Source organism: Rhodococcus sp. FH8, from assembly GCF_019266085.1.
In the GTDB taxonomy this organism is placed as follows: domain Bacteria; phylum Actinomycetota; class Actinomycetes; order Mycobacteriales; family Mycobacteriaceae; genus Rhodococcus_F; species Rhodococcus_F qingshengii.
In genome coordinates, this window is record NZ_LPNQ01000074.1 from 1 (window position 1) to 12,258 (window position 12,258).

At 60.1% G+C, this 12,258-nt stretch carries 7 protein-coding genes and 1 pseudogene; 1 reads left to right on the forward strand and 7 read right to left on the reverse strand.

The window, feature by feature from the left end:
• Positions 1-85 precede the first annotated feature (85 nt).
• The 7 genes from ATN38_RS19780 to ATN38_RS19810 form a co-directional block, all read right to left on the reverse strand.
• Complete coding sequence (locus ATN38_RS19780; RefSeq protein ID WP_256932007.1) at positions 86-1,357, reverse strand: type ISP restriction/modification enzyme; 1,272 nt, start codon at positions 1,355-1,357, stop codon at positions 86-88.
• Positions 1,358-1,450: 93 nt separating this feature from the next.
• A complete protein-coding gene (locus tag ATN38_RS19785; protein WP_218748429.1) occupies positions 1,451-4,516 on the reverse strand; it encodes a type III restriction-modification system endonuclease in 3,066 nt (1,021 codons plus the stop codon).
• 4 nt (positions 4,517-4,520) lie between these two features.
• Positions 4,521-6,395, reverse strand: a complete 1,875-nt coding sequence (locus ATN38_RS19790; RefSeq protein ID WP_218748430.1) for a site-specific DNA-methyltransferase — start codon at positions 6,393-6,395, stop codon at positions 4,521-4,523.
• 28 nt (positions 6,396-6,423) lie between these two features.
• Positions 6,424-7,095 (reverse strand): DUF4391 domain-containing protein, encoded by a 672-nt coding sequence (locus ATN38_RS19795; protein WP_218748431.1) that lies wholly within the window; start codon positions 7,093-7,095, stop codon positions 6,424-6,426.
• Positions 7,092-10,382, reverse strand: coding sequence for a helicase-related protein (locus ATN38_RS19800; RefSeq protein ID WP_218748432.1), 3,291 nt, complete (start codon positions 10,380-10,382; stop codon positions 7,092-7,094). Before ATN38_RS19800 ends, ATN38_RS19795 begins: the two co-directional genes overlap by 4 nt.
• A gap of 1 nt (position 10,383) precedes the next feature.
• Positions 10,384-10,581, reverse strand: coding sequence for a helix-turn-helix domain-containing protein (locus ATN38_RS19805; protein ID WP_218748433.1), 198 nt, complete (start codon positions 10,579-10,581; stop codon positions 10,384-10,386).
• Positions 10,582-10,789: 208 nt separating this feature from the next.
• Positions 10,790-11,203 carry a hypothetical protein gene (locus ATN38_RS19810; RefSeq protein ID WP_218748434.1) on the reverse strand — a complete coding sequence of 138 codons (414 nt, stop codon included), beginning with the start codon at positions 11,201-11,203 and terminating at the stop codon, positions 10,790-10,792.
• A gap of 425 nt (positions 11,204-11,628) precedes the next feature.
• Between ATN38_RS19810 and ATN38_RS33430 the strand changes: the two are divergent.
• A pseudogene (locus ATN38_RS33430) lies at positions 11,629-12,258 on the forward strand (transposase); the annotation flags it as partial.

The window sequence follows — 12,258 nt, forward strand, 5'->3', positions numbered from 1 at the left end:
CCTTCAGCTAACCCAAATCAGAAAGCGGGTGGGGAAAAACAACTGGCCGCCACCGGGGAGAACCCGTGGCCACCAGCGGGGAGAACTACTGGCCGCCTACGGGGAGAACTTCGTGGCCATTGACACCGGTGGAGGCGAAATCGAGTTCACCGTCGGATGACTCAGATTTCTCGTACGTCCAGCGGGTGAAGAACTGGCCACTCCCTGATCCCCAGAAGGAGAGGTCAGGTATCGATTTGCTCATCAGGCAGGAGAAAGGTTTGTCGGAACCTGTGCCGACCACGTAGAAACCGATGTTCTTATGGTTCTGAGTCGGGAACATCGCTGGGAGTTGGTATCGGCGTTCATTGAGTGCCCCCGAGAAATAGCTCGTCTGCTTCTGGAACGGGCGATAGGCTGATGTCCTCACAGCGGTGGTCGCGAACTCGATGGCATCGTTTCGTGCTAATTGCTGCTTTAGACTCGAGTTCCAACTGATTCGTCCGGTACCTGTCATCGTAGAGTTGATGCCGATGAACGCAGTGACGTCCGATTCCTTCGGGGTGGTCAATTCAGCAGCCTGACAGTGGGAACGGAAGTCCTCACGAGCTACACCGTACTGGTTGAGTAGCTCGTGAATGCTGACGTTTAGTTGGCTCTGCGAGTAGTCGTAGCACCATGAATCGCGACCTGTTTTGAGCCCTGATGAGAAATTCGTGAACACAGTCGGGCTTCCTGGACCCGATTTCTTGTCCCCGATTGCCGGCCACGTCGTGAACGTGTCATCTCGCTGATTCGCCCAGTCTCCGTGATTGTTCGGGATGATCGACTGCCAGTCGACAGACCCCAGGTGTCCTTCAGAGACGATTCGTAGTTTATCTTCGCGACTCAGGTAGTCGCCGATGTCGCGGTAGTGGATCTCGCACGGACCTGTATGCCCCGGGTTTTTGATGCCGATGAAGATGGCGACAGTGGTACGAGCTCCGCTACCAAAGACGTTCCCCTTCTCCTTCTGGCGTAGATCTCCGGCCGTCCGAGCATTTCCGCGCAGGTTGTAGACATAGATATGCGCGTATTCCTCGGCCATGCTCAGCCGGATTCCGTCGGCGGTGTTGCCGTCCACCCAGCCGCCGTTGGAGACGAATGCGACTACGCCCGAGTCGCCGATCCGGTCAGTGGCCCAACGGAAAGCCCGTAAGTAGGAGTCGTAGAGGCTGTTCTTGTTGGTCGCAGTAGAGCGTTTGGCGTAGGTGTCGGCGATGCGTCCGTCCAACGTCGGGTACCCGACATTCGCGTTCAGATCATTCGCGCTGGTCTGCCCCACTGAGTAGGGCGGTTCCGTGCATTGTTTAATTGTGTTGTAGGCCCAGAAGTCCAATCCGTCGCTACCGGGAAGACTGGCTATCGCCCCCGGCGGTTGGCGAGGACAGGCCGTCTCACTTTAAGGAAATGAGACGGCCGTTCATCGCGGCTACGTGGTCACGAGTTGCATCAGTTCGCTGTAGTCCGTGACGACGTTATATATGACGTCCTGCCCGTTCTTCTTGTTGAGCGACTCGAAGAAGTTCCGGGCGCACTTGATCTTTGCGTTTTCGACGTCCTTGAGTTGCAGGCTCGACAGTGAGCCTTTCGTCTCGGCGACGAAGTACACGTGTTTGACGCTTCCTTCGGTGAACGCGATCGCCCAGTCGGGGTTGTAGTCACCGACCGGAGTCGGGATGAAGAATCCTCGCGGGAGTTTCGCGTAGACCGCGACCTCGTCGCTGGTGTCGATCTCGTTGACGAAGTCGCGTTCGACCTTGGAGTCGGTGACAACGTAGTCGTAGATGTGCTTCTTCAGTTTGTCGCCGGCCTGCGCGAAGTCCTGCTTGGTCTGGTTCTCCGTGAAGATCGCTGAGTCGAACCGGTCGTCCAATGTGTCGTAGGTCAGGTGCTCGACGATCACAGTGGCCTTCTGCTCGTTGACAAGCCTGGCCGTCTCGGTGATGAACTGTTCCGGGTTGAGCCGGAACTTTGCGAATGTCGCCGGCGTGACCCCACCCAGAATGGCAGCGACAGTACGTCGAGTGAGCTGGGTCTTCTCGGTGATCTCGCCGAGCAGGTCGTACTTCACCTGTGAGCCGGCGGTCACTGTCTCGGTGTGAGTCCGTGTCCGCGTTTGGTCGAATCCGGCCGTGTTGGTGAGATCCTCAGCGTCGAGGGCGTCCTTCTGCTGTCCCTCGATGAGGACATACTGCATTGCAGCCACGTTGAGGTGGGTGTCGAGCGCCTGGACGCACTTGCGTACCAACTCGTCCGAATCGAACTCGACCTGATAGACAGCCTTGTGGTTGATCCGCCGCCAGAGCGCCTGGAACTCCTTCTTCGCGAAGTTGGCCTCGTTGAGCGGGATCTTCTTCGGCTTGCGGCCGTCCTCGCCGATCACCTTCACATCGAGATACAGCGCATCCACGAGCGGCCACACGCAGTCGATGACCGGACGCAGCAACTCCGAGGTGGGCTCGGCGAGGGTGCCGGCTTCCTTCGCCTGCTTGTACACCTCAGAGACCGTGTGGTCGTCGTTGACGTAGTCGTTCTTCAAGAGATAGTCATACAGCGCCTGCGCGAGCGCCTCCTCCACGACGGATTCGCCACTGGGAGTCTGGATGGTCTTGCCGGTGAAAAACTTGATGCTCGCCTTGCGTGGCCGCGCCGCCAACGAGTCGGCGATCTCCTTCTGGAGTCCGGTTACGAAGTCCGTGTAAGACTCGTCGGTGACGACGGTCAGTTCGTTGATGTCGTGCACGACGACCGGGTTGTCCATGCGCTCGCCATGCTGGTCGACCGCCAACCGCAGACCGCGCCCGATTTCCTGCCGGCGGGAGACCGTGTTGTCGCTCTTCTTGAGCATCCCCATCACGAACACGTTGGGGTTGTCCCAGCCCTCGCGCAGCGCGGAGTGCGAGAAGATGAACCGCACCGGTTCCTCGAACGACAGCAGGCGTTCCTTGTTCTTGAGGATCAGATCGTAGGCATCAGTGTCTGTGGACTGGCCCTTGTCGTCGCCCCGCCCACTGACCTTGCCGTCGACCTGCCGCTTGGTCTTCTTGTCGATGGAGAAGTAGCCCTCGTGCACCTTCCCGATTTCGTCGCGGAGAAGGTACTCCTGGTGCGCGGCGGACGAATCGTCAAGGGCGAGTTCACCTAGCACGTCGTTGCGGATCGTCTCGTACTCTTCCTCGAAGATGCGTGCGTAGTCGCCGAGTGTGTCCTCACGGTCGTAGTCACGGTACTTGGCGACCTCGTCGATGAAGAACAGTGAGAGCACCTTTATGCCCCGGCTGAACAGTTCGCGTTCCTTGTCGAGGTGGGCGCGGATGACTTCCCGGATCTGGATGCGCCGCTTGGTTTCCTCAGTCACGTCACGGTCGGCGAGTTGGCCGGCAATGACCACGTCACCGTTGCTCAGTTCAAGCACGTCACGGTTGGCGTCGATGTCGGTGATGAACAGGCCTTTGTACGCCTCGATGCCGTTGGACAGGTCGTGCAGGTTCGCGCCGACGTCGAGGCGTTTGAGCTGGCGTTTGATGTCGGTCTTGGTCTGGACCTCGATCTCGACCCGGGCGCGGGGTTTGGCGCCCTTGGCGATCTCGATCGCATCGAGATACAGGTACGCGGTTGAGCCGGCGAGTCCCTTGACGGTGATGCCGCGGACGGCGATCTTCTTTACCAGTTTCTGATTGTAGGCTTCCAGGGCGTCGAGGCGATGGACCTTAGTGTGCTCGACCTTATGGGTGGCCGAGTAGCGCAGCACCATCAGCGCATTGAACTCGGCCAGAGATGCGAGTGACTTGTCCGCGCCGATCTTCTGTGGCTCGTCGATGATCACGATCGGCCGGTTCGTCTTGATGACGTCGATCGGCCGGCGAGATTGAAAATCGTCGAGCACATCGTAGATGCGGCGGTTGTCCTTGCCGGACGAGTTGAACGCCTGGATGTTGATGATCATCACCTGCACACCGGCATCGGAACTGAACCGCTCCACCTCGTGTAGCTGCGATGAGTTGTAGACGAACGAGCGTGGCTTGGTCCCGTACAACTGTTGGAAGTGCTCGGCAGTCACTTCGAACGACTTTTGTACACCCTCGCGGATCGCGATCGAGGGGACGACGACGATGTACTTGGACCAGCCGTACCTCTTGTGCAGCTCCATGATCGTCTTGATGTAGACGTACGTCTTTCCTGTGCCCGTCTCCATCTCGACATCCAAATTCGGTGCCCCCGGTGCCGCCTTGCTGTCCTCCACCTTGGCCGACGGCGGAAGGTTTCGGGAACGCTGCACCTTGTGCACGTTCTCCAACAGCTGGGCACTGGTCAGCGTGATCTCGGCGTTCCGCAAACCCGAATCGGAGTACAACGACTCCTCACCTGTCTTGCGGCGGCGACCGGGATCGATCCGATACGTGACGCCATCATTCTTGGGCTGACCGGCGAAGGCCTCGGCCACCGAGTCGACAGCGTCTGTCTGATACGGATGGATCTTGAACTGCAGTTTCATGTGATCAAACGGCCTTCACATCGGTCACCGGCGACAGTTCCTTGAAGATCTGTTCTGCGTTGATGCGCGCAGCGTCGGATTCGAAAGCAGAGTCGCGGAAGACGACCCGCAACGGCTCGCGCTTCGCGAGCGCGCGCACGAGATCCGCACTTACCTCCTCGTCAAAACACGCGAGCAGCGCATCGTCTGCAACCGCGAAGACCTCTTGCCCCACAATCTCTTCCACGGAAATCGGGATGTTCACCTCAAGACCCCAATCCAATAGGACCTGAATCAGGAGATCCTCGCTCGTTCGACCAGGCTTGACGCTGTTTCCGAGGCTGTCGAGAGTCCCTTGTGCGGTCTCGTCAGGCGTCTGCAATACATCGGCCAGGTTGCTGGTATCCACTACGAATTTCCGAAAGCCCACGTCGAGTCGACCTGTCGTGAGTCCTGCGGCCTCACGAGTGGCCTGCGCCGCCCGACGAATCCGCTCCGCGCACAAATCTGCGATCGTGCCGTATCCGGCTTTCGCTGCATCTGACTTGGGATCGCACGGCTCAGGAAGCTGGACCACGATGAACTGCCTGTCGCCTCCGTCCTTCGCGTTGAGACGGTATACCGCCTCGGCGGTCGATCCCGACCCTCCGAAGAAGTCGAGAACGATACCGTCTGAGGACTTCGATAGTCCGAGGAGCCGGACGATCAATTCGACGGGCTTTGGGAAGTCAAACGGGATTCCAAGTGACTTCAACTCCCGCGCGGCAACGTTGTTCTGAACGTCCTCGATGAAGTCCTTAGGGATCATTCCGTCGTCCAGGCGATCCTTGAGGTATAGCTTTGTGTAGATGTTCCATGCGGATCGTTCACCGGTCTCCACATCCAACAATGGAGAAGTGCCAGTCTGCTTGAAAGTAATGAGGTTGTTAGCGAGGCCAGCCTTGAACGTCGCTTCACTCCAGCGCCAAGGGACAGTTCCAGGGGGCCGAACCCAGCTGCCATCCGGGCATTCAATCGGGTAAATCGAACCACCGTGCTTGAGTGCAGCTTGGTACAAGCCGATCTCTTTGTACTTTCCAACGCTGTCCTCGCGGTTGAATCCCTTGATCTGCTCCGGCGATAGCGGAGTCGAGAATCCAGGTAGCGTCTCGGCGTTACGCGCATACACCAGAACGTGGTCCTTCGCAGGGGAGAAGTGCGTACCGTTGTTGCTCGACCGCTTCGTGACGCGCGTGACACTCGCTAGGAAGTTCGCCTCACCAAATACCTCGTCCATCACTCGCCGCAGGTTCGCATGCTCGGAATCACCAATGCTGGCGAAGATTGCGGCATCCTCAGCCATCAGCGTGCGGGCCAGGCGGAGCCTCGGGTAGATCATGCTCAGCCAGTCCGAGTGAAACCGTCCGTTGGCCTCGGTATTCGCCACAAGCTTCACACCCGCGTCGTTTAGCTGCCCGGAACGCGTGAGGTACTCCTGCGTACTCTCAGCAAAGTCGTCCTCATAGACGAAGTCATTGCCTGTGTTGTAGGGGGGGTCGATGTAGATGAGCTTGACCTTGCCTAGGTACGACTCCTGGAGGACCTTCAGTGCATCGAGGTTGTCGCCTTCGATAAAGAGGTTTTTGGTGGTGTCGAAGTCGATGGACTCCTCACGCACGGGTCGGAGAGTCTTGGCAATGGGCGCATTGGCTGCGAATGCGGCAGCGCGTTTGCCTGGCCAATCGAGTTGGTAGCGTTCCTGCGGTCCCTCGACAATATGGTCGGACAGTTCCTGGCGAAGAAGATCGAAGTCGATGGCCTTCTTCGGGCTGCCTTCGGCGTCGAGACATTCAGTGACGACGCTCGGGAACAATTCCGCGAGCTTGTCGATGTTGGCCTCGGTCAGGTCGGGCGACGTCATGCGTAGTTTCTCCACGGGTTTGCTCTGTCTACCTTTCGACCAACATGGTCAGTTCTGCTTGCTTCGTCTTCAACGCACGTCGCAATTCGACCTTGCGATTGAACTGAGGCTCGGTGCGGAGTTTGCGTTCCAGTGTGGCGATTTCGCGTTCGAGTTTGCGCACCGTCTCCAGTCTGGCCGCGACCTCCGACACGTCTTCGCCCGGCCGTACCGCCACTGGTGTCAGCGGGTCGAGTAGCGCGGTGTAGAGGGCGGGCAGGTTGATCGAGGTCGGAAGGGGTTGCCGTTCGGTCCGGGCCGACTGCCAGCCTGTGCTGTAGTAGGCGCCGATCTTGGGTGTGCCGGGGCCCAATTGCTTGTGCGCAGCCACCATCCGAATGCTCCGGGGCTCACCCTCGCCGCGATTGATCTCGAAGATGATCGGGAACGGGATGGCCTTGTCGATCGCGGTCAACACCGGCTCGGAAACATCCGCACCCTTCGCTTCGATCTCGAAGATTTGGATCTCGGGGACTGCGGTGCTGCCGGCCAGGTTGATCGTGCTCTCGGCAAGCTTGTACGCCCAGGTGATACGCAGTACCTCGGCGATGAACTTCTCGCGTACCGAAGTCGAGACGGTGCCGTGCGCGTAGAACTTCTCCTTGGGTACACGCCGGCCGAACTTCGCGGCGTCCGGCCACCGGTACAGTATTTCACTCATCTACCGTCGCCTGCCTGAAGTGGCTCGATGACGGCGATGAAGGCGATCAGCTCGAAGTCGTCGAGCCCGGCGATGGTCTGTGTGAGCGCGGTGGTGCGACCGCCGGTGAACAAACTGTCGATGTCACGTTCCTCGGTGACATCGATCATCGAGTGGATCGCCTCGGTGAGCAGCTGCGAATACCGGCTCATGTCTGCCCCCTCGCCGGTTGCGGCGTTGAAGGTGCGGACAACGTCAGTGACGGGTTGGTCGTAGGGGCGGCATCCTGCGCGGATGAGGTCGAGCAGATGCTTGGCCTCGGTGTGATCGGCGATGACGTTGCCGGCGTCGTCGAGGTAAACCAGGTAGTGCGGGTGAAGACGGTTGCCGCGGTTGCCACTGTGTTCGGTGAGCTGAGACTCGTCGGCGTTGATGTTGTGCAACGCGAAGATCACACCAGGCTTGAGGCCCTTGGCAGGATCTGCCGGCACAACGGCGTGTAGGCCCTTCGGTGCAGCGGCCAGGTCGCCGTACTCGGCGAGGTATCCGAGCAGGTCCATGCGGAAGTCGTTGAGCCCGAGGTCGGTGATGGACACGCCGGTGCGGACGTCTTCGAGTTCGATGACTTCGTCCTGGAGTTTGCGGAGTTGCTGCTTACGGAACGCGGCGTCGGAGTCTTCGAGGGAAAGGACGTTGTCGTCGGCGGTGCCGGCGAGGTCCGCGATGACCATCCGGTTCTCAACACGCTCCTTGAGGTTGATGTACTCGTCGAGGGAGATATCGGGCCAGAAGTTCACCAACTGAATCCGGGTGTTGATCGAGCCGATACGGTCGATGCGACCGAACCGCTGGACGATCCTGACCGGGTTCCAGTGAATGTCGTAGTTGATCAGGTAGTCGCAGTCCTGCAGATTCTGACCCTCACTGATGACGTCGGTGCCGATGAGCACGTCGACCTCACGCGTCTCGGTCGGCATCGTGAGGTGGCGCTGCTTCGAGCGGGGCGAGAACATCGACATGACCTGCTGGAAGTCAAATCCGGTGCCGAGCGTCGTCTTCGCGGCGTGGCCACCACCAGTGATCAGAGCCGTGTCCAGACCGATTGAGGCGACGGCGGGAGCGAGCTCGCGATACAGGTAGTTCGCGGTGTCGGCGAACGCGGAGAACACCAGCACCTTGCGGTTGCCCGGGTTGATGGGGTGGGCGGCCTTGTCTTCGACGAGCTTTATGAGCGTTTGCAGTTTGAGGTCACGATCCGGAGTGACCCTATGCATCTCGTTCACCAATGCGCGGAGGGTTTCGCGGTCGTTCCACAAATCCCGCCGCCACGACTCGATGTCGAGATCTTCGAGGTCGATCTTGATCTTTTCCCCGAAGGTGAGCGCTTCGAGGTTCGCGTCGTCTTCGTCGTCCACATCGAGATCGAGGTCCGACAGATCTGTGTCGAACTCGGGGGCGGATCTGCTGTGCGTGTCGAGGCGGTTGAGGGTTCGGTCGACGGTGGCCTCGATCTTGGCAAGTGTCAGGCGGAAGGCGTCGACCGAGCTTTCCAACCGTTTGAGGAGGTTGACGGTCATGAGCTGCTTGAGGCCCTGCTCACGTCCGCGCTGTCCCAGATTGGCCGTGCCACCGGCGGTGCCGACGTTGTAGAGGTTCTCGTACTTGCCGATCCGGCTGGGGAACACGTATGCCAGCGGGGTGTAGACGGCGAGGGTAAGGGCCTGGAGCTGCCCGAAGATGTCGTTGAAGCCGGGCACGTCGGGCAGGTCGGTGAGCGGTTCGCGGATCGATGTCGGTGGGAGCCGCTCGGGGAACGCGCCGATCTCGGTGGTGTCGTAGAACGCCTGAATGTGTTTGCGTGACCGGGCAATCGTGACGGCGTCGAGCAGCTCGAAGAAGTCGAAGTCGAGCATCTGCAGGATGCGGTCGGTCGTGCGGTCCTCCGGGTCGAGCTTGGACCACTCGTTGAACACTGTCTGTGCATCCTTGAAGACCTTCTCGACCGTGGTCGAGATGTTCAGGTGCCGGGAGAGGTTCTCCGACTCACCCTCGTACGCAAGCTGGAGCTGGTTCTTAAGATCGTTGAACCGGTTGTTGACCGGGGTAGCCGAGAGCATCAGGACCTTGGTCTTCACGCCCTCACGGATGACCTGACGCATGAGTCGCTGGTAGCGGGACTCCTTCTCCTGCGCGTAGTCGGCGTTGCGGAAGTTGTGCGACTCGTCGATCACGACGAGGTCGTAGTTGCCCCAGTTGACTCGGTCCAGCCTGAGCCCCAGCGACTCTCCGCGGGTGCGGGACAGATCGGTGTGGGCGAGGACGTCGTAATTAAAGCGGTCGCCGGCGAAGATGTTGGTGGTCAGGTTCGCGTTGTAGTTCGTCCAGTTCTCGGCAAGCTTCTTCGGGCACAGTACGAGGACCGACCTGTTGCGCAGCTCGTAGTACTTGATCACCGCCAGCGCGGTGAACGTCTTACCCAGGCCCACACTGTCGGCGAGGATGCACCCGTTGTAGGTCTCGAGCTTGTTGATGATCCCGGTCGCCGCATCGCGCTGGAAGTTGTACAGGCTGTTCCAGACCTTCGTGTCCTGGTAGCCGGTCCGATCGTTCGGAAGGACGTCCTCACTGATGTCGTCGAGGAACTCGGCGAACAAGTTGTAGAGGATCAGGAAGTAGATCCGGGCAGGCGAGTTCTCCGCATACACGCTCGCAATGTGGTCATGCACCGCCTGGGTTACATCGTCAAGCTGGTCCGGATTGTTCCAGATCTGGTCGAAGATGCCGAGGAACTGCCCTGTCTCGGGTGCGCCCTCGAACTTGGTGACCATATTCGAGACCGCCGGTCCCCGTTCGTAGCCGAGGTCCGTGGTGGTGAAGCCCTGGATCGGGAAGTAGACGGAAGCATCGTCGACAGCGGCGAGCGGCTGCATCGGGCTGCTGGTGGCGTTCGACCGGAACGTCACCTTCCTACGCACCCAATCGGCGCACTCCTTCGCGATGGCACGCTGGGTGAGCTTGTTGCGCAACCGGATCTCGAACTCCGAGCCGTACAGGCTCGACTCTGCACGTCCACCCGGGATGAAGAACTCGCGGCGCTCCTTGCGGAGTCTGTCGGTCACCCTCTCCGTCACGAAGGACGGTGAGGTGAAGATGAACTCCAGCTCGGAGACCTGCTCCAACTCCTTGCGCAGCGCCTCGAACGCGAAGATCGAAAAGGTCGATGCTGCGATGCGCACCTTCGAGCCGGGCGTGATCTCGGCCTTGAGGTCGTTGCCGAGAAGGTCGTTGACGTTGTCGATGATCCGCACGTCAGTCCTTTGCCGAATCAGAGTTCGCGGCGGCCCCGCCGCTTCGCACCCAAGAATCGACCTCGCTGACCTGGAACTTCCACAGGCGGCCGATCTTGTGGGCAGGCATGGCCTTCTCTGTGATCCAGCTGTACACGGTGTCCTTGGTGACGCCGAGATGGGCAGCAATGTCCTCGGCGGACAGCCACGGCTCCGTCACTGTTACCCCTCTGAATCATCGACCGATCTTGTATCGGTCTCTCGGAACCTTACCGGCTTTAAACCTGTTAGGAAGGTTCCATCCGAAGATAGTCGCCTTCAGGCGGGACTGCCGCACGATCAGGTGGCAGTATTGACCTGCCCTACCTGTTGGGTTTCGGTCACGCCGCCTGAGCGACTTTGGCATGGTCACGATGGTGCGGCTGTGCTCACTGTGGGCGTCCCTGACGTGGTCCGATCGGCACGACTCGTCCGGAGTGCTGGCCTTCGCGGAGCTGATCGTTCTCCAGCGCCAGCACCTGAATGATCCGTTCGAGTTGGCGGACGGTTTCCTGCAGGGCGGTGACGTCTGCGGTGAGTTCGTCGATGCGACGCTGGGCGTCGTCGCGCTCATCGCGGAGTGCCACCAGAGCGGGCGGGGCATCCGTGTTCGCTACCCGTGCTCGGAACTCCGCTTGTAGGTCGGTGTGGCGGTGAGTGAGCAGCCAGCGTTTGATCTGTGCTTCTTCGGCGAGCGATTTGATGGTCAGCTTGCCGTCGGAGTACAGGGGTTCCCCGACGACGAGGCGGTCCATCGCATCGCGGATCGTACGCCGCACATCGTCGTCCGTTGTTGCCGTCAAACGGGCGCCTGTTCGATGGCAGCGTGTACTGTCTCGATACCGGCGGCTTGCAAACACTCCAAAGGGATTTGGAGTTCGTCCCGTTCCACCCCGGCGTTCGATGTGATGAAGAGGACCCTCTTCTTTGTGGTCATCAAACTTCCGTTTCTCCAGTGAGCACTTCTTGCTGGACGAGTTCCATGAAACAGGACCGGCGACACTTCAACCAGGCTCCGTTGGAGCCCCCCACAACACTGCGGACCGGGATGCGGGACATCGGCTCGCTGGCATCTCTAGCCCTGACAGACCTACGGTCCAGGGGACCGCGGGCTCGGAAACCTTGGGCAGAACTCGACATCAATTGCCTCTTGGTGGGGCCTTGACCCCGCGGGTTGGACACGCTTGATCCTGGTCTCAGACCAGGGAAAGCGAGAAGATCTAACCCGATGGCAAAGAAAAATTACTCCGAAGAGTTCCGCCGCGACGCAGTCGAGCTGTACCGCGACACCGGCGGCGCGACCGTAGCCGGGATCGCCGCCGATCTCGGCGTATCCCACGGCTCCCTGACCGCATGGCTGAGAAATGCGGGTATCCCGATCCGCAGACCCGCCGCCACCGCTCCGGGGCCCGGCACCGGCGAGACACCCGAGCAGGAAGCCGCCAGGCTCCGCGCCGAGGTCGCACACCTACGCGCGGAGAAAACCAAGCTCGAAACCGAACGAGACATCCTGCGGTCGGCGGCCAAATATTTCGCCGGAGAGACGAATTGGTGAACCGCTTCCAGTTCGTCGCAGACCACTCCGACACCTACCCGGTGAAGCGGTTGTGCCAGGTCATCGATATCGCCCGCTCGTCGTACTACGCATGGATCAACGCCGCCGAGAAACGAGCCGCCCGGGCCGCAGCCGACGCTGAACTCGCCGACAAGATCCGCGCCGTCCACACGGTGGACAACACCTACGGGCGGCCCCGGATCACCGCCGAGATCAATCACGGACAACCCGCCGACCAGCGGATCAATCACAAACGGATCGCACGGATCATGCGCGCCAACAACATCGAGGGCCTGCGACTGC

What these genes read in the sequence shown, in the direction of transcription:
- ATN38_RS19795 (WP_218748431.1), bottom strand. Translation starts at nt 7,095, where the DNA reads ATGAGTGAAATACTGTACCGGTGGCCGGACGCCGCGAAGTTCGGCCGG.
- ATN38_RS19785 (WP_218748429.1), bottom strand. Translation starts at nt 4,516, where the DNA reads ATGAAACTGCAGTTCAAGATCCATCCGTATCAGACAGACGCTGTCGAC.
- ATN38_RS19790 (WP_218748430.1), bottom strand. Translation starts at nt 6,395, where the DNA reads ATGACGTCGCCCGACCTGACCGAGGCCAACATCGACAAGCTCGCGGAA.